Here is an 18,778-nt window from a genome sequence, read left to right as displayed (position 1 = left end):
AAAAAATTAGTGTTGATTGCTGCTTTTTTCAGTTTCTGAAATCATGGAACGATAAATAAAATATTGTGCCAACACATATGTTGCCATAACAATAACTTCCAGAGAATGAGCTGGATTCTGAAATTTATTGATTGCCAAAAGTGAATCAGATACCATAAATACAATTGCACCAATTAGCATCCAAATTGACTTATTGGATTTAGTTTCTAAATAACTAATCAGCGAAATAATACCAAATGTTGCTATCGTTAATCCATAAATTATTACAGGCCATAACATTTCATGAAGTGAATCTTTTAATGTAAAAATCAATAAACTAAACACTGATAGAAATGGAAGTGTTGAAAAAATAATTTTTAAAAAATTGACTTCTTTAATTCTAGAAATAACAATTTTTATAAATAAAACATGTGCAATTAAAAATGAAACCAATCCGGCAATAAAAAATAGCTCTCCTGAAAACATCAAAAAAACATCTCCAAAAAAACAAAGTTCTAAGGCCATTACATACCACTTCAGTCTTTTTGGTAAAGAAAATACATATAAAAACAAGAGTGATAATATAATTAATGGTTTAAAAATATAGACGAGTATTTGTATTGAAAAAATAATTCCAATAATATCTAAAATTGATGCCAGCACAAATACAAAAAGGGTAATTTTAATTTTATTCATTACAAATTGATTAATTCCAAGAGGGCAAGATACAATTTTTGCTTAATTTATTTAATAACGGATTTATTCCATCAATCAAGCTTCGCTGCATTATTTTAGAATCATCTTTATGGCATTGCAAACAAGTCAACAAAAATTAATTAAACTTCTTAGAGTACAAAGAGTAACTTTTAACAAGTTTTTAGATTTTTATTAATCATTAAAATAAGTGAACCTGATAAATATCAATAACTCACTTGTTAGCCTTATGTATATTTGACTTATACGCCTGCGCCATTCTAAAATATAGATTATGAATATAGATAAAACTTTTTTGCGAGAAAAATTAGATGATTATTATTCTGAAATTTTTGAAGAAGAACTTTTAGATGAAATTATTGATTCAGGTAATTATAGAAATCTTGAAAGTGGTGAAACACTAATTGACATAGGTGATAAAATGACTCATGTACCATTGATATTAAGTGGGGCTGTGAAAATTATTCGCGAAGATAAAAATGGTGATGAATTAGCTTTATACTTTCTGGAAAGAGGAGATACCTGCGCCATTTCTTTTGTAAATTGCATTAACAGCAGTAAAAGCATATTCAAAGGAATTGCAGAAAAAGAAACCGAAGGTATATTTGTGCCCGTTTCTAAAATTGATGAGTGGTTGATAAAATACAAATCCTGGCGTCATTTTATTATTGACAGTTACCACATGCGTTTAATTGAAATGGTGGAATCCATTGACAGTTTGGCATTTATGAAATTAGATGATAGGTTGCACAAGTATTTAACTGATAAAGTTAAAATAATGCAAAGCAATACTTTAATTATTACCCACCAAGAAATTGCCTCTGACATAAACACCTCCCGTGTGGTTGTTTCACGCTTGCTTAAAATTCTTGAAAACGAAGGAAAAGTAATCATTCGCCGCAATAGAATTATTATAGAAAATATTTAAAATCAAACTAACATTTTTAAATAATCTGTTTCAGAAATAATTGGAATACCTAGACCTTCTGCTTTTGTACGTTTGCTTGGTCCCATATTGTCACCCGCTACCACATAATCAGTTTTTTTAGAAATTGAACTTGCTACTTTGCCCCCATTGTCTTCAATGGATTTTTTCAGATCGTTTCTTTCAAAATGGGTGAATACTCCCGATACAACAAAAGTTTTTCCTTGTAAAATAGCAGTTTTACCTACTTGTGATTCTTCAGTAACTTCCAATTGAACTCCGTAATCTTTTAATCGGTCAATTAACTCAATATTAATAGGATTATTTGAAAAATTAATGATGCTTTTGGCAATGATATCGCCAATCTCATCAACAGAAATTAATTCTTCAAAAGAAGCTTTCAATAAATTATCAATGGATTTAAAATGCCTTACCAATTTCTTAGCCACAGTTTCTCCCACAAAACGTATTCCCAAGGCAAACAATACTTTTTCAAAAGGCACTTCTTTAGATTTCTCTATACCTGCAATGATATTTTGTGCAGATTTTTGAGCCATTCGTTCCAAAGGAATAATTTGTTCTTCCCTTAATTCATATAAATCAGTATAATTACGAACCAAACCTTCTTTAAATAACAGCTGAATTGTCTCTGCTCCCAACCCATCAATATCCATCGCTTTTCTGCTTATAAAATGCTGAATTCTGGCTGTAATTTGGGTTGGGCAGCCATATTCATTCGGACAAAAATGTTTGGCATCGCCTTCTGCCCTAACCAGCTCCATATTACAATCCGGACAATGGGTAATGTATTTTGTTGGTTCAGAATTTTTTGGTCTTTTACTTAAATCAACACCTATAATCTTAGGGATAATTTCTCCGCCTTTTTCCACAAAAACAGTATCACCAATTCTAATATCCAGTTTTTCAATTTGATCTGCATTGTGCAAAGAAGCTCTTTTAACTACAGTTCCGGCCAATTGAACCGGTTCTAAATTCGCAACCGGTGTTATTGCGCCTGTTCTACCAACCTGATAGGTTATTTCTTTTAAAACAGTGCTTGCCTGCTCCGATTTAAATTTATAGGCAATTGCCCAGCGTGGTGATTTTGCGGTATATCCCAATTCATCTTGTTGGGCTAAACTGTTCACTTTTATTACTACGCCGTCAGTTTCATAGGGAAGATCGAAACGCATTGTATCCCAATGGTCAATAAAAGAAAACACTTCATCTATAGTTGAACATACCTTGAGGGTAGTTGGAATTTTAAAACCCAACTTCTTGGCCATTTCCAAAGATTCAAAATGTGTTTTATTCAGGTTTTTAGCTGCAACTACCTGATAAAGTAAACAATCTAACGGACGCCTGGCAACTTCAGCACTATCCTGTAATTTCAAACTTCCACTTGCCGTATTTCTTGGGTTGCTAAAGGGTTCTAAACCAATGTCAACTCTGTCTTCATTCATTTTAATAAATCCGTCTAAAGGGATAATTATTTCTCCCCTTATTTCAAATTCACTAATAAAATTTTCTTTTAAGACAAGTGGAATTGAACGTATGGTTTTAATATTGGCAGTTACATCATCACCCTGATAACCATCACCTCTGGTGACAGCCCTTTGTAAAACACCATTATTGTAACTTAAATTAATGGAAGCACCATCATATTTCAATTCACATACAAATTCAACTTCCGCAGAACCTAAAATTTTTTCAATTCTTTTCTCCCAATCCAAAATATCTTCTTTTGAATAGGAATTGTCCAAGGAATACATTCTGTTTTTATGGGTAACCGTTTTGAAACTTTTTATTATTTCGCCCCCCACTCTTTTAGTTGGTGAATTTGGATCGAAAAATTCCGGATACTCACTTTCCAACTTTTCCAATTCCTTCAGTTTTAAATCGAAATCGAAATCGGAAATGGTTGGTTTGTCCAGCACGTAATAATTGTAATTGTGCTGATTTAATTCTGCTCTGAGTTGCTTTATTTTAAGTTTAATATTTTCGGACATATTTATTAAATTCTTTGCTAAAATAATCATATTTTATTTCAATATAAAGTTGTTTGCATTAAGTTTTTTCATTAACTTTAGTAATGACAGTAAAATTTTTCCTAGTAACTAATGTTACACTTCAGTATGACATTTATCATAAACCTACCTATTAGACTGTTGTAAATTTACACCGTGATTAAAAAGATTAAAAAATGACACAAATAATTAAATATTTAAACTACTAATTATGAAAAACTTACTTATATTAGGTGCTGGTACTTCAGGTACAATGATGGCGAATCATTTAACACACAAATTAAATAAAAATGAGTGGAATATTACGATCGTTGATCAATTTAAAACCCATTATTACCAACCTGGATTTCTATTTCTTCCTTTTGATATTTATACAGAGGAACAGGTAAAAAAAGTTGGCAAAAAATTTATTCCTAAGGGGGTAAACTACATTCAAAAAAAAATAGAGCAAATACTTCCTAAAGAAAATAAGGTAATATTAGAAGACGAGACTTTAAATTATGATATTCTGATTATTGCAACGGGCTGTAAAATTGCACCTCAGGAAACTGAAGGAATGAAAGGTGAAAACTGGTATAAAAACGTATTTGATTTTTACACTTATGAAGGCTCTTTGGCTTTAAGAAATAAGTTAAGAGAATTTAAAGGAGGAAAAGTAGTTGTTCATTTTACTGAAATGCCAATTAAATGTCCGGTTGCTCCTTTAGAATTTGTTTTCTTAGCTGATTCTTATTTCATAAAAAAAGGAATGAGAGATAAAGTTGATTTAACCTATGTTACTCCACTTGGAGGTGCTTTTACAAAACCAAAAGCAACTGCAGCTTTGAGTCATTTACTAGAAGAGAAAAACATTAAGGTTGTTACTGATTTCGCAATTGACAAAGTTGATAATGACACCAATCAAATTGTTGATTACGGTGATAGAAAAGTTGATTTCGATTTATTAGTTACTGTCCCTACTAATATGGGAGATGAATTAATTGAGCGCTCAGGAATGGGTGACGATTTAAATTTTGTTCCTACACATCACAACACTTTGCAGTCTTTAGATAATGAAAATGTATTTGTAATTGGTGATGCCACAAATATACCGGCATCTAAAGCAGGTTCGGTTGCCCATTTTGCCGCTGAAACATTAACAGACAATATTTTATTATATATAGATGGCAAACCTTTAAAAGAAGAGTTTGACGGACATGCAAACTGTTTTATTGAAACTGGAAATAACAAAGCGTTATTAATTGATTTTAATTATAAACAAGAACCAGTGGAAGGAACTTTTCCTATTCCAGGTATTGGACCTCTTAAACTATTGAAAGAAAGCGTATTTAACCATTGGGGTAAAATGGCTTTTAGATGGATTTATTGGAATATGCTTTTAAAAGGAATAGCCATACCAATGGTAAGTAGAAATATGACCACTAAAGGAAAAAAAATAAATTAAAAACTATTAAATTAAAAATTATGGAAGCAGTATTAGCAGGAATAAAAGTAATGGTATCAGAAGACGGTTACTTAACAGATTTATCTCAATGGACTAAAGAAATTGGGACGGAATTAGCCAAACAAGAAGGAATTGAAATGACAGACCGTCATTGGGATGTTATTAAATGGATTCAAGAACAAGTTAAAGCGGGAAACGCTTTATCAGTTAGAGGAATTAAAAAAAGCGGTGTAGTTGATATAAAAGAATTTTATGCGCTTTTCCCAGCTGGTCCATTAAAATTATCAACAAAAATAGCTGGGGTGCCAAAACCAAAAAGCTGTATTTAATCCTTAAAATTACACATTATGAGTAAAACAGTAGTTAAAAAAATACTTTTCGTTTTGTCTAAAGCCCACATTGATAGTGCTTATGCGGCAATGGTAATGGCCAATGGCGCAAGAATGGAAGGAATAGAAGCAGAAATATTCTTCACTTTTTTCGGATTAGACGCAATTACTAAAAAGAAAATGAATCATTTACATGTTGCAACAGTTGGAAACCCAGCTATGCCAATGCCAACAATGTTAGGTGGCTTGCCAGGAATGGAAGCATTAGCAAGTAAAATGATGAAGAGAGAAATGGAGAAATTGGACATGCCACCAATTGATGAGTTCCTTGAAATTTTATCAGCTTCTGGCTGTAAACTATGGGCTTGTAAATTAGCTGTTGATATGTTTAAATTAGAAGAAAAAGATTTGGTTGAAGATTTAGATGGTATTTTAACAATCGGTGATTTCTATTCTAGAGCTGATGTTGAAGGAACTCAAATAATTTTTATTTAAAATAAAAATAAATTTAATTACAAAAAAAAAGCCGAAACAAAAATGTTTCGGCTTTTTTTATTAATAATAATTAAATCGTCTAACTTTTGAAATGTAGCGGGCCAATCTGATTACCTGATGGGTATAGCCAAATTCGTTGTCGTACCAAACATATAAGATAACATTTTTTCCGTCATTGCTGGAAATAGTTGCGTAACTGTCGAAAATTGCAGGTGCAGCAGTTCCCACAATATCAGAAGAAACCAATTCGTTGCTTAAGGAATATTTAATTTGTTCCACCAAATCACCTTCCAAAGCATATTTTCTCATCATTCCGTTAATGGTTTCTTTACTTGCCGCATTTTCCAATCGCAAATTTAAAATAGCCAATGATCCGTTAGGAACTGGAACACGAATGGCATTTGAGGTCAATTTTCCTTGAAAAGAAGGCAATGCTTTAGAAACTGCACTTCCTGCGCCAGTTTCGGTAATCACCATATTTAATGCTGCAGCCCTTCCTCTTCTGTATTTTTTATGCATATTGTCAACCAAATTCTGGTCGTTTGTATAAGCATGAATGGTTTCCAAATGACCATATTCAACGCCAAAATTGTCTTCAATAACTTTTAAAACCGGCGTGATTGCGTTTGTGGTACAGGAAGCCGCAGAAAAAACATCAACTTCATTCGGATTGTACTCCTGGTGATTTACGCCGTGAACAATATTTGGCACTCCTTTCCCCGGTGCAGTCAATAATACTTTCGAAACGCCTTTTGATTTTAAATGTCGGCTCAAGGCTTCTTTATCTCTAAAGGCACCTGTATTGTCTATAACCAAAGCGTCAAAAATTCCGTATGCCGTATAATCAATTTCTTCAGGAGCATTTGCGGAAATAACGTTAACGGTCAATCCATTAATAATTAAAGCATTTTTTTCAATATCAATAGTAACGGTTCCGTGAAAATCTCCATGAACCGAGTCATTTCTTAATAAAGAAGCTCTTTTTTCCAAAATGGATTCTGTAATTTCACCACGGGTAACGATGGCTCTTAATCTCATTAAATTTCCTTTCCCTGTACGAGCCATTAATTCCCGTGCCAATAGGCGGCCTATTCGTCCAAACCCATAAAGCACCACATCTTTTGGTTCTATGTTACCGGAATTTTTAGCCTCTTTTAATTTGTCTTGAATAAAATCTTTTATCGATCGCGGCTCATCACTTAAATGAAACTCATACACCAACTTACCTAAATCCAATTTTGAAGGTGGCAAATGTTGATTTTTAATTTCCTTTGCAATTTCAACAGCATCAAAAATTGAAATTGGTTTTTCCACAAAATCGCTGGCATATTCCACCAAACTTAGGATTTCACTAACGTTTCGATCATTTAATTGATTTCTGAATAAAACCAATTCCACAGTATCATCGTACCATAAATCGCTAATAATTCTAATTAATTCAACAGCTGCCCTTCTTCTTTCAGCCTGAAAAGCAAGTTCTTTTTCGTAAAGTTCGTTAAATGACATATTAAAATTGTTTCGTTTAAATTTTCAACAAAAGTACCCATTTCAAACGATTTCGCAACAAATTTTTGTATAAAAAATATTGCTTAAAAATAAAAAAGAGACCACTTTTTAAAGCGGTCTCTTTTCAATCAATCTTAATTGAAATTATCTAAATATATAGCGTTCCTGTTCACCCTTTAAATTCAACATCTCTATGCGCAAAACTTCATCACTCGTTTTATTGGCAATCATATTGTTTACGTCATTAACAGAATAGACTTTATTGCTGTTAATTGAAGTGATGATATATCCTTTTTTTACTCCATAATATAATAATTCTTTATTGGTAATTTCTGAAATTCTCACTCCATTAGAGATATTAAGTTTCTTCAGTTCCTCTTTAGATAAATTTTCCAAATCTAAACCCAAAGCGGAAACTTTTGCGATTTCCTGTTTAATTAAAGTCACATTTACATTCAGCAATTTACCATTTCTTAAAAATGACACCTTAATTACATCATTAGGTCTTTTTGTGCTAATAAACCCGCTTAAATCGGCAAAAGAGGCAATTTTAACATTGTCTAATTTTACAATAACATCGTTGGTTTTTAAACCGGCTTTTTGTGCCCCGGAATTTTCAATTACATTTGATATGTAAAATCCATTTGTATTTTCAATATTTAATTTATCAGACAATTCACTGTTCAATTCAACACCGTTAACGCCCAAAATAGCCTTTTGCACATTTCCGAATTCCATCAAATCTTCAATTACTTTTTTAGCGATATTGGAAGGAACTGCAAAAGAATAACCTACAAATGCGCCTGTCATTGAAGAAATTGCTGTGTTAATTCCAATTAGTTCTCCTCTCGTATTTACCAAAGCACCGCCACTGTTACCGGCGTTTACGGCAGCATCAGTTTGCAAAAATGAATCAATGCTGCTATTGCCTTCTAAATCTCTTCCTTTGGCACTTATAATACCTGCAGTTACAGTAGACGTTAAATTATACGGATTCCCAACGGCCAATACCCATTCCCCTACTTTTACATTGTCGGAGTCACCAAGAGTGATGTATGACAAATCATGGGCATCAATTTTTAGCAATGCGATATCACTTGTAGGATCAGCGCCAATTAATTTCGCTTTATAAATTTTCTTATTGTTTAAGGTAACCTCAATATCTGTTGCATCACTAATAACATGGTTATTCGTTACAATGTAACCATCTGCAGCAATGATAACACCACTACCCATCCCTATTTGTGAGTAGAGTCTTGTCCCGCTTCCCTGACCATAAAAAAACTCAGCGAGTGGATCTTGTATTGTTTTGTACATCGTGTTTTTTACGTGAACAACAGCATTTAGGGTCTTTTCTGCAGCAATCGTAAAATCAGTATTTTCTGCTGAAGCAGACATTGTATCGGTATAATTTGTGTTTATTGTTTTTAGCCCGGTATTTTCAATTTTATCAATTTTAATCTGGGAATTTTCAAAAAATAACACATAAGTGCCTAAAGTAATGGCACCTCCTAATGCCGAAATTAATATGAGACTTATTATTTTTTTCATTATCCAATTTCTTTTAAATTAATACTTAAAATTACAATTTTATTGCTTTAAAAATTTAATTTAACTGTTTATTAACGCAGTTTTAACTGATTTTAACAATAAAATTTTCACGTCGCTTTTATCAATAAGATTATTCTGAATTTAGTACATTTGCAACAATGGAAATTCATTTTTTTAAATATCAGGGCGCAGGAAACGACTTTATTATGGTCGATAACAGAAGTCGCGTTTTCCCTAAAAACAATGTGAGCCTTATTCACAAATTATGTGAAAGAAGGTTTGGTATTGGGGCCGACGGATTGATTTTATTGGAGCCTTCCGAAAAGCATGATTTTACCATGTTTTATTATAATGCAGACGGGAAAGAAGGAAGCATGTGCGGGAATGGCGGACGATGCATTGTGGCTTTTGCCAAAAAACTAAATATTATTGATGGTAAAACCACTTTTGAAGCCACTGACGGACTGCACTTCGCCAAGATTGAAAACGACATGGTTAATTTGCAGATGGCTGATGTTAAAAAAATTGAAATACACGATACACATACTTTTTTAAATACCGGCTCACCGCATCATGTTAATTTTTGCAATGCTGTTGCACCATTAAATATCCCTAAATTGGGATCAAAAATCAGATATGGCGCTCCCTATTTTGAAGAAGGAACAAATGTGAATTTTGTGGAACAAATTTCTCAAAATTCATTTAAAGTAAGAACTTATGAGCGTGGTGTGGAAGATGAAACATTGGCGTGTGGAACCGGTGTTACCGCCGTTGCTATTGCTGCCAATAAAACAAATAGAACTAGTGAAGAAAGAATTTTTATTGAAGTTTTAGGAGGGAATTTAGAAGTTTCTTTTAAAAAAGAAGATGACCACTACACAAACGTATTCTTAAAAGGCCCTGCTCAATTTGTTTTTGAAGGAAAAATCACTGTTTAATGGCAACTTTACACGGAAAAAATAGTAACCTGCGCGCTTTAGAACCTGAAGATCTGGATTTTTTATTTTCTACGGAAAACAATGAATCATTTTGGGAAATTAGCGGTACTCAAACTCCGTATTCAAAATATATATTACAAAAATATATTGAAAATTCGCATCAGGATATATACGAAGCAAAACAATACAGGTTCGTGATTTGCAACACGCAAAATATTCCTGTCGGCATGATTGATTTGTTCGATTTTAATCCGCAACACCAAAGAGTTGGCGTAGGAATCTTAATTCTTCCTGAATATCAGGGCGAAGGTTTTGGTTCAGAAGCATTGGAAATGATCATTGATTATGCTTTTACCTATTTAAACGTGCATCAAATTTTCGCTAATATTACTGCTGACAACAAGAGTAGTATCACTCTTTTTGAGAAATTTAATTTTAAAAAAATCGGAATAAAAAAAGATTGGATTTTCGCAGATACTAACTATAAAGATGAAATTCTATACCAATTAATTAAATCCCAAAATGAATTCTAAAAAATTTTTTCTGCTTATTATTGGCATCTTGTTTATTATTGCCAGCGTTTTAGGCTTCAGTATTTACAGTAAAATATTTAAGGAAAGTACCATTCAAGAAGGATTTTTATACATCCCCACAGGCAGTGATTTTAAAGAAGTTGAAAATTTAGTTCGTCCGTTTTTAAAACGAGTGAAACCTTTTGTTTGGGTAGCGGAAAAATTAAATTATACGGAAGCCGTTAAACCAGGAAAGTATAAAATTTCAAAAGGAATGAATAACCTGGAGCTAACAAGAATGCTAAGAAGTGGCAAACAAACCACGGTAAACTTGTCATTCAACAACCAGGATACATTTGAAAAACTAGCCAGTCGAATTTCCCAACAAATTGAAGCTGATTCTTTATTACTCCTCAAAGCTTTTAACGATAGTACTTTTTTAAATGAATCGGGTTTTACAACTTCCAAAGCTTTAGGAATGTACATTCCAAACTCTTATGAATTTTATTGGAATACAACCGCCGAGGAATTTAGAACAAAAATGCTAAATGAATACAATAAATTTTGGAGTTCAGAAAGGTTAGAAAAAGCAAAAAAATTAAATTTAACTAAAAATGAAGTCATTACGCTCGCCTCAATTGTTCAAAAAGAAACGGCATCGGTAAGTGAAAGGCCAATTGTTGCAAAATTATATTTAAACAGATTGGACAGTGACTGGCCTCTACAAGCCGATCCAACCATTATTTTCGCCTTAAAAGCCAAATTAGGAAATGACAAGGTTATTAAAAGAGTATTATCGAAAGATTTGGAAATTAATTCTCCTTATAACACCTATAAGAACAAGGGTTTACCACCCGGCCCAATTGCAATGCCGGATATTTCTTCCATTGAAGCTGTATTAAATCCAGCAAATCACGATTATTATTATATGTGTGCCAGCGTAACGACTTTTGGAACTCATGAGTTTGCAAAAACGTTGAATCAGCACAATAGAAATGCAGCAAAGTACCAGTTATGGCTAAACAAACAAGGCGTTAACAGGTAACCCAATAACAATTGTGAAATACACCACTTCAACTCTATAAATTCAAATTATCTTTTAATGTTAATTCAATAGATAGCAATTTTTGTTAAACTTTTACTAAAAGACAAGTCGTATTTTCCAATTATTCTGTTGATTCATAAAAAAGTTGTATATTTGCGCCTGAAAAATTTTATAGGCCAAATACCTTTAAATTATGAAAAAAACAATATTTATTACAATTTTACTGACAATAGGAATTTTCATATCGAGTTTTACTAAAGATAATAAAGCCCTCGACAGTGATGTTAATTTAACCAAAGAAATTATTTTGGTTCCTTCTGAAAAAGAAATTTCACCTATCATAAAAAGCAATATCCCATTTGTAGGTAAGTCATTCAATGGATTCAAAGAAGCATTGGCTTTTAGGGAATCTGGGGGAAGATATGATATCGTTAGCTCATTCGGATATTTGGGAAAATATCAATTCGGAAAATCCACATTGGAAAGATTTGACATTCACGACATTCAATTGTTTTTAGACAGTCCTGAATTACAGGAAGAAACCTTTATGGCATTGTGTTCCGTAAATAAATGGATCTTACGAAAAGAGATTAAAAAAAAGGTTGGAAAAAAAATAAATGGCGTTGAAATTACGGAATCAGGCATTCTTGCCGCTGCACATTTGGCAGGAGCAGGAAACATCAATCGGTATTTAAAAACCAATGGTCAATATAGGTTTAAAGATGCTTTCGGTTCTTCGATGCAGCATTACCTAAAAACATTTGGTGGTTATGACACTTCACTAATTGAGTCAAATAAAAAGCCATCTGTATTTAATTAGACTCATTTTTTATAAATTAAAAGAGGCCTGAATATGATTATTCAGGCCTCTTTTAATCTTTATGAATGATAAATATGGTAGGTCTTTTCTGTAAATCGGGGTGTTCGTTTCTCCAATCTTTAATCTCCAACGTTTTAATATATTCCGATGACAAAGTAATGTCACAGGCAACGCAAAGTTTGGTTGCCGGATTTAACGAGCTTTTTAAATCGTTAAATAATTTTTCATTTCTATAGGGCGTTTCAATAAAAATTTGTGATTGGTTTTTTTCCTTCGACAATTTTTCCAAACCTTTTATGGTTTCTTTCCTCTGTGAAGCTTCAATTGGTAAATATCCGTTAAATGCAAAATTTTGGCCGTTAAAACCTGAGGCCATCATCGCTAATATTATTGAAGATGGACCAACTAAAGGAATTACCCTAATATTTTTTTGATGCGCCAATTTAACTATTTCAGCACCCGGGTCGGCAATGGCAGGAACGCCAGCTTCAGAAAGCAAACCAACTGAAACGCCTTTAGCGCAAATATCCAAATACGTACTAACTCCCAGTGGATCGGCATATTTGCCCAAGCTGAAAATTGTTAATGATGGTTGTGATTTACCCGGAGTAATTCGTTTGATAAATTTACGTGCGGTTTTTTCGTTTTCAACAATAAAACAATCCAACTTTTCAATCACTTCTTTAACCAAAAATGGAAGTACCTCCATTGGATCATTATCTCCTAAAGTTGTTGGTATTAAATATAAAAAACCTTTGCTATTATCCATTTGGATTTATTTTTTTGGCAATAATATCACAGGCTTCATCCAGCATTTTATAGACGCTTTTAAACCCAAAATCCCCGCCAATATAAGGATCAGGAACATCCAAATTTTCATTTGGAAACACTTCATTTAAAATCATTTTCACCTTTTTGATGTCAGCCTCATTTCTTGCCATTTCAATAACATCTCTAAAATTTGAATTGTCCATCACATAAATAATGTCAAACTCATCAAAATCTTTTACCAAAAATTTTCTGGCCCGCTGACCGGTAATATCAATTCCGTTTATTTTTGCAATAGCTATAGAACGATTGTCTGGCTTTTCATCAATATGATAAGCACCAGTACCGGCCGAATCTATAACTACGTTAGCTCTGAAAAGCTTGGATTTTAAAATTCCTTCTGCCAATGGTGAACGACAAATATTGCCGAGACAGACCATTAATATTTTAGTCATTATGGATTATTAAAAAGTAAGTTTTTTGGTAATATCATCCACATACTTTCTAAATTGCTTGTCGGTTTCTGTTAAGTTATCAACAGTTTTACAAGCATGAAGTACCGTGGCGTGATCTCTTTTTCCTATTTGAGAACCAATACTAGCCAAGGAAGCTTTTGTCATTCTTTTGGCAAAATACATAGCCAATTGGCGCGCTTGAACTATGTGACGTTTACGTGTTTTTGATTGCAAAGTGGCCACATCCAATTCAAAATAGTTTGAAACAATTTTTTGAATATATTCTATGGAAACTTCACGTTTTGTGTTTTTAACAAATTTATCTACAATTTGTTTTGTTAAAGCCAGTGTAAATTCCTTTCTGTTAAATGATGCTTGCGCGATTAAAGAAATTAACACGCCTTCAAGCTCCCTTACATTTGATTTTATGTTTTTCGCAATATATTCTATAATTTCAAATGGCATTTCTACACCATCTCTGTACAATTGATTTTGCAAAATTGAAACACGGGTTTCATAATCAGGTGCCTGAAGTTCAGCAGACAACCCCCATTTAAACCTAGAAAGTAAGCGTTGTTCAATATCCTGCATGTCAACCGGAGCTTTATCCGATGTCAATATCACCTGTTTGCCATTTTGGTGTAAATGGTTAAAAATGTGAAAGAAAACATCCTGCGTACCTGTTTTGCCCGATAAAAACTGAACGTCATCAATTAACAAAACATCAATCATTTGATAGAAATGAATAAAATCATTTCTTGAATTTCCTTTTACAGAATCTATATATTGCTGCGTAAATTTTTCAGAAGAAATATAAAGCACAATTTTATCAGGATATTTGTCTTTAATTTCAACACCAATGGCATGAGCCAAATGTGTTTTACCCAAGCCTACGCCACCGTAAATCAATAAAGGATTAAAAGATGTTCCTCCTGGTTTATTGGAAACAGCCATACTTGCTGAACGTGCCAACCTGTTAGAATCGCCTTCAATAAAATTTTCGAAATTATAATTTGGATTTAACTGGGATTCAATTTTAACTTTTTGAATGCCTGGAATTATAAACGGATTTTTCAATTCACGCTTATTAACATCCATTGGAAATGAAATTCCCTGCGGATTTATCGGATTTCTGTTTGAGCTAGGAATTTTTACAGTATGCTGGTTGTTGCTGCTATAATTGTTTTCCATCCTGACGTCATAAATCAGCTTTGCATCTTCTCCTAATTGTTTTACCAAAGCAACCCTTAATAACTTAATATAGTGTTCTTCCAACCACTCATAAAAAAATTTGCTAGGCACTTGAATTGTAAGAGCTTCACCAGATAATTTGACTGGTTTGATTGGTTCAAACCAAGTTTTGTAAGCTTGTGGTTTTATGTTATCCTGAATAAAAGATAAGCATTCCTCCCAAACTGATGATGAAGTTTTAGTCATTTTTAAAACAATAGTATTTCAAGTTACAATTTTGTTGACTCTCTCAAAGTATCATTTAAGAGATTTTTTTGGCGTTACAAAAATGTGAATAAATTTTAGTATAAAAAAATAAAATCACTATTGATTCCTAATTTTTTTTTTCGTAACATGATGCTCATAAAAACAAAAAAAATGAATTCAGACAAAATTCAATTTCGAGTGCGATATGGTGAAACGGATCAAATGGGTTTTGTATACTATGGAAACTATGCCCAATACTTTGAAATGGGACGAACAGAGTGGCTCAGGAAATTGGGAATCACCTATAAAAAAATGGAAGAAAACGGTATTATGCTACCTGTTATGAATTTAAATATAAACTATTTAAAACCAGCAAAATATGATGATTTACTCACTTTAAAAACAACATTAATTAAAATACCTTCTGCAAAAATTGAGTTTTCCTACGAAATTTTCAATGAAGAAAATGAACTGTTGACAAAGGCGAACACCACCCTGGTTTTTGTAAATATGAAAACCAACAAACCAACGAAAGCACCAGAATATATCATAGAAACACTACGGAACATTACTGCTTGATTTCCTGAATTTTAAGACATCGCAAATCATTAAAAAATTGCTCAATTTTCACCGCATTTCTTTTCCGGACAGCAATTAAAAACGAGCAGTTTAAATTCATTTTTTGCTCAAAAATTTCGAGATTGTTTTCTTTAATAATCCGCATAACTTTATTCATGTCCTGATATTCAAAAGTCAGCTGAAAAAAAACATCGAGTGTCTTATCAACAATATCTGCTTCATCCAAGATCAATTTAGCTGTCGTTTTATAAGCATTTATGAGTCCGCCAACACCCAATTTAGTTCCGCCAAAATAACGCACTACCACAACCAGCACATTGGTAATATCTTTTGACAAAATTTGTCCGTAAATGGGGTTTCCGGCTGAATTGTTTGGTTCGCCATCATCATTTACACGATAACTTTTATCTTCAACACCCCGTTGCCAAGCATAACACCAATGCCTTGCTGCATGATGTTTTTTCTTTAATTCTTCAATGTGAAATTTAACATCATCCTCCTTTTCAATTGGAAAAACATACCCAATAAATTTACTACCCTTCTCTTTAAAAAGGGCATCTCCTTGGGCTACCTCAATGGTTTTATATGTATCGTTTTCAGAAATATTGCTTCAGTTTTGAAATACAAAGATATCAAAACCAAATTTCTGAATTTGCATTTTTACTTTAATATATTTAAAAATAGAAATATTAAATCACGAAAAAAAAGAAGAAAAAATGGTGATGGAAAGTTTTAATTTTTAAGTTTAATAACAATTAAACCTGATTCACGTAAATACGCAAAGTATCCGTTGAAATTCTTTTTACTTCATTGGGTGATTTTTTCAATTCAGGTGCTTTTAATCCATTTTCAAATTTTGTGTTTCCAACAAAAACATAAGCTTCATCCCATAAATTATCATCAATAAAGGTTTGCAAGATTTGTGCACCACCTTCAATAATTACAGATTGAATTTCATGTTGATACAAAACGTCACAAATTTGTTTAGGAAGGTTTTCGTTGAAATCTATTTGTTCAAAACAGGTATTATGGTTTATGTTTTTATCGGGTGCTTTTACCGTTAAAACGATCGTTTTTAAACTTCCATCATACAAATTGTAATGAGATGGGATTTTTAACATTTTGTCAAGCACAATTCGAACCGGATTCGATCCGAACCAATTTCTTGTATTTAATTTCGGATTGTCATTTAAAGCGGTAGTTGTCCCAACTAAAACAGATTGTTCTTCAGCACGCATTTTATGCACTAATTGTTGTGAATACGTATTTGAAATCCAGTTAGGTGAACTTTCAGAAGTTGAATCACGTAATTTATCAATAAACCCATCTTCAGTTTCGGCCCATTTCAAAATAATAAAAGGCCTTTTTTTGTTGTGATATGTAAAAAACCGCTTATTCAAATTTAAACATTCGTTCTCTAAAATACCAACAATAACGTCACAACCATTATTTTGTAAATGCAAAACCCCTTTTCCACTTACTTTACTATTAGCATCTATACTGCCGACAACCACTTTTTTTATGCCATTCTCAACAATTAAATTCGCACAAGGCGGTGTTTTTCCATAATGAGAACAAGGCTCCAAATTCACGTAAATCGTGGCCTCTTTTAAGAAAGATTTGTCTTTAACGGAATTAATGGCATTTACTTCCGCGTGAGGTTCGCCTGCTTTTTGATGCCAACCCTCTCCTATTATTTTATCGTTTAAAACAATTACGCTGCCAACCAACGGATTAGGATAGGTACAACCCAAGCCATTTTTCGCCAGTTCTATGCAGCGATTTATATATTTTTCGTGTATATTCACATCGCAAAAATAAGATATTAAAATGACTCACAATAACTTTAAAATTAGAGAAATTCAACTTAAAGACAATCCGAAAATAGCCAAAGTAATTCGTGAAATTTTAATTGAATTTGGTGTTCCAAAAGTGGGTACCGCTTATGCCGATAAAATTTTAGACACTTTATATGAAGCTTATGATACCAAGAAAGCAGTTTATTTTGTAATTGAAAAAGATGGCGAACTTTATGGCGGCGCTGGCATAAAACAGTTAGACAATTATGACGGGAATGTTTGTGAATTACAAAAAATGTACTTTTTGCCAGAAGCAAGAGACATTGGTTTGGGCAGTAAAATGATGGAAATTTGCTTGCAAAAAGCCAAAGAGTTTGGTTTTGAGTCCTGTTATTTAGAAACCTTGCCCTATATGGAAAGCGCCAGAAAATTATATAGAAAAGTAGGTTTTAAAGATTTGGATGCGCCTATGGGCGATACCGGGCATTATTCCTGCAATTTGTGGATGCTTAAAAAATTATAATGCTGATTCAAGAATTTAAACGTCATTTCTTTCTGGAACTCTCTAATTTATATCCAGAAACTGAAATTCAGTCTTTTTTCAATATTTTAGTTGAATTTCAGTTCCATTTATCTCGAATTCAATTGGCGCTTGAACACAATTTTAACCTTGGCAATGATGATTTGGTTTTTCTGCAGAACGCATTGTCTAAATTAAAATATCAAATTCCAATTCAATATATCGTTGGGGAAACAGCATTTTACGGACTCATGTTTAAAGTGGATAAAAATGTATTGATTCCAAGACCGGAAACAGAAGAACTGGTTGATTGGATAATCCAAAACCACAAAAACAAGAATAGCCTTAAAATTTTAGATATTGGCACCGGAAGTGGTTGCATCGCCATTTCTTTGGCTAAAAACTTACCAAATGCAGAAGTCTCGGCAATTGATATTTCTGCGGAAGCTTTAAATGTTGCCAAAAATAACGCAATATTAAATAATGTGAAGGTCGATTTTATAAATGCCGATATCTTAACGCTCCAAAAATTAGATGAAAATTTTGATGTTATCGTAAGCAATCCTCCTTACGTCCGTGAATTGGAAAAAGAACAAATGCACCAAAACGTATTGTCAAACGAACCGCATATTGCCTTGTTTGTGGAGAATGGAAATCCGTTATTATTTTACGATAAAATAGCTGAACTGGCAAAAAACCATCTGACAGAAAATGGCGCATTGTATTTTGAAATTAATCAATATTTAGGAGTAGAAACTGTTGATTTACTAAAAACAAAAGGTTTTAAAAATAGCGAACTGAAAAAAGACATTTACGGTGTTGAGAGAATGGTTAAATGCTTGTTATGAGTTGTTGGCTGTATGTTGTTTTGTGTATTGGTTCATTGTGAGTTTTAACTTTTAATATCTAACTTCTAATATTAAACTTTCAAACGC

At 32.7% G+C, this 18,778-nt stretch carries 20 protein-coding genes; 11 read left to right on the top strand and 9 right to left on the bottom strand.

Translation table 11 applies throughout. The features are described 5' to 3' along the window. Positions 1–6 precede the first annotated feature (6 nt). Positions 7–675 (bottom strand): lysoplasmalogenase, encoded by a 669-nt coding sequence (locus ABY285_RS01050; RefSeq protein WP_372766111.1) that lies wholly within the window; start codon positions 673–675, stop codon positions 7–9. A 292-nt stretch (positions 676–967) separates the two neighbouring features. Here ABY285_RS01050 and ABY285_RS01045 point away from each other — a divergent pair, with 292 nt between their 5' ends. Continuing rightward, complete coding sequence (locus ABY285_RS01045; RefSeq protein ID WP_372766109.1) at positions 968–1,621, top strand: Crp/Fnr family transcriptional regulator; 654 nt, start codon at positions 968–970, stop codon at positions 1,619–1,621. A 2-nt stretch (positions 1,622–1,623) separates the two neighbouring features. Here ABY285_RS01045 and ligA read toward each other — a convergent pair whose 3' ends face one another. Beyond that, positions 1,624–3,657: an NAD-dependent DNA ligase LigA gene (gene ligA, locus ABY285_RS01040; RefSeq protein ID WP_372766107.1), complete on the bottom strand. Its 2,034-nt coding sequence runs from the start codon at positions 3,655–3,657 to the stop codon at positions 1,624–1,626. Between the two features lie 199 nt (positions 3,658–3,856). On the opposite strand from ligA, the gene ABY285_RS01035 reads away from it, so the two are divergent. Genes ABY285_RS01035 through ABY285_RS01025 form a run of 3 tightly spaced genes read left to right on the top strand, consistent with a single transcriptional unit; the run spans position 3,857 to position 5,913 of the window. Continuing rightward, the gene (locus ABY285_RS01035) at positions 3,857–5,089 is read left to right on the top strand and encodes an NAD(P)/FAD-dependent oxidoreductase (RefSeq protein ID WP_372766105.1); all 1,233 of its coding nucleotides are present in this window, start codon (positions 3,857–3,859) and stop codon (positions 5,087–5,089) included. 20 nt (positions 5,090–5,109) lie between these two features. Beyond that, positions 5,110–5,418, top strand: a complete 309-nt coding sequence (locus ABY285_RS01030) for a TusE/DsrC/DsvC family sulfur relay protein (RefSeq protein ID WP_372766103.1) — start codon at positions 5,110–5,112, stop codon at positions 5,416–5,418. Between the two features lie 18 nt (positions 5,419–5,436). After that, positions 5,437–5,913, top strand: coding sequence for a DsrE/DsrF/DrsH-like family protein (locus tag ABY285_RS01025; protein ID WP_372766101.1), 477 nt, complete (start codon positions 5,437–5,439; stop codon positions 5,911–5,913). A 60-nt stretch (positions 5,914–5,973) separates the two neighbouring features. On the opposite strand, the gene ABY285_RS01020 is transcribed toward ABY285_RS01025, so the two are convergent. Then, entirely contained in the window at positions 5,974–7,419 is a 1,446-nt protein-coding gene (locus ABY285_RS01020) for a glyceraldehyde-3-phosphate dehydrogenase (RefSeq protein WP_372766099.1), read from the bottom strand. Between the two features lie 144 nt (positions 7,420–7,563). After that, entirely contained in the window at positions 7,564–8,970 is a 1,407-nt protein-coding gene (locus ABY285_RS01015) for a trypsin-like peptidase domain-containing protein (RefSeq protein ID WP_372766097.1), read from the bottom strand. Positions 8,971–9,128: 158 nt separating this feature from the next. On the opposite strand from ABY285_RS01015, the gene dapF reads away from it, so the two are divergent. From dapF to ABY285_RS00995, 4 genes are all read left to right on the top strand, one after another. Continuing rightward, a complete protein-coding gene (dapF, locus tag ABY285_RS01010) occupies positions 9,129–9,908 on the top strand; it encodes a diaminopimelate epimerase (RefSeq protein ID WP_372766095.1) in 780 nt (259 codons plus the stop codon). Continuing rightward, positions 9,908–10,441, top strand: coding sequence for a GNAT family N-acetyltransferase (locus ABY285_RS01005; RefSeq protein WP_372766093.1), 534 nt, complete (start codon positions 9,908–9,910; stop codon positions 10,439–10,441). Before dapF ends, ABY285_RS01005 begins: the two co-directional genes overlap by 1 nt. Continuing rightward, positions 10,431–11,465: an endolytic transglycosylase MltG gene (mltG, locus tag ABY285_RS01000; RefSeq protein WP_372766091.1), complete on the top strand. Its 1,035-nt coding sequence runs from the start codon at positions 10,431–10,433 to the stop codon at positions 11,463–11,465. Before ABY285_RS01005 ends, mltG begins: the two co-directional genes overlap by 11 nt. Before the next feature lie 193 nt (positions 11,466–11,658). Continuing rightward, the gene (locus tag ABY285_RS00995; RefSeq protein WP_372766089.1) at positions 11,659–12,285 is read left to right on the top strand and encodes a peptidoglycan-binding protein LysM; all 627 of its coding nucleotides are present in this window, start codon (positions 11,659–11,661) and stop codon (positions 12,283–12,285) included. Positions 12,286–12,337: 52 nt separating this feature from the next. On the opposite strand, the gene ABY285_RS00990 is transcribed toward ABY285_RS00995, so the two are convergent. The 3 genes from ABY285_RS00990 to dnaA are packed head-to-tail and all read right to left on the bottom strand — an operon-like array spanning position 12,338 to position 14,945. Beyond that, the gene (locus ABY285_RS00990) at positions 12,338–13,054 is read right to left on the bottom strand and encodes an SAM-dependent methyltransferase (protein WP_372766087.1); all 717 of its coding nucleotides are present in this window, start codon (positions 13,052–13,054) and stop codon (positions 12,338–12,340) included. Further along, entirely contained in the window at positions 13,047–13,508 is a 462-nt protein-coding gene (locus ABY285_RS00985; protein ID WP_372766085.1) for a low molecular weight protein-tyrosine-phosphatase, read from the bottom strand. Before ABY285_RS00985 ends, ABY285_RS00990 begins: the two co-directional genes overlap by 8 nt. A 9-nt stretch (positions 13,509–13,517) precedes the next feature. Continuing rightward, positions 13,518–14,945 carry a chromosomal replication initiator protein DnaA gene (gene dnaA, locus ABY285_RS00980; protein ID WP_372766083.1) on the bottom strand — a complete coding sequence of 476 codons (1,428 nt, stop codon included), beginning with the start codon at positions 14,943–14,945 and terminating at the stop codon, positions 13,518–13,520. Positions 14,946–15,116: 171 nt separating this feature from the next. Between dnaA and ABY285_RS00975 the strand changes: the two genes are divergently transcribed. Next, entirely contained in the window at positions 15,117–15,524 is a 408-nt protein-coding gene (locus tag ABY285_RS00975) for an acyl-CoA thioesterase (RefSeq protein WP_372766081.1), read from the top strand. Here ABY285_RS00975 and ABY285_RS00970 read toward each other — a convergent pair. Together ABY285_RS00970 and ribD are read right to left on the bottom strand one after the other, a co-directional pair. After that, positions 15,514–16,101 (bottom strand): YigZ family protein, encoded by a 588-nt coding sequence (locus ABY285_RS00970; protein ID WP_372766165.1) that lies wholly within the window; start codon positions 16,099–16,101, stop codon positions 15,514–15,516. The two genes, ABY285_RS00975 and ABY285_RS00970, sit on opposite strands and share 11 nt — an antisense overlap. A gap of 178 nt (positions 16,102–16,279) precedes the next feature. Next, a complete protein-coding gene (gene ribD, locus ABY285_RS00965) occupies positions 16,280–17,332 on the bottom strand; it encodes a bifunctional diaminohydroxyphosphoribosylaminopyrimidine deaminase/5-amino-6-(5-phosphoribosylamino)uracil reductase RibD (protein ID WP_372766079.1) in 1,053 nt (350 codons plus the stop codon). Between the two features lie 22 nt (positions 17,333–17,354). Between ribD and ABY285_RS00960 the strand changes: the two genes are divergently transcribed. Further along, positions 17,355–17,846: a GNAT family N-acetyltransferase gene (locus tag ABY285_RS00960; protein WP_372766077.1), complete on the top strand. Its 492-nt coding sequence runs from the start codon at positions 17,355–17,357 to the stop codon at positions 17,844–17,846. Further along, positions 17,846–18,691, top strand: coding sequence for a peptide chain release factor N(5)-glutamine methyltransferase (prmC, locus tag ABY285_RS00955; RefSeq protein ID WP_372766075.1), 846 nt, complete (start codon positions 17,846–17,848; stop codon positions 18,689–18,691). The genes ABY285_RS00960 and prmC overlap by 1 nt, the downstream gene beginning before the upstream one ends. The last annotated feature ends 87 nt before the right edge of the window (positions 18,692–18,778 follow it).

The organism is Lutibacter sp. (genome assembly GCF_041555395.1).
Taxonomy (GTDB): Bacteria; Bacteroidota; Bacteroidia; order Flavobacteriales; family Flavobacteriaceae; genus Lutibacter.
Note: the sequence above shows the minus strand (reverse complement) of the source record. Positions and strands in the feature narration are given on the sequence as shown.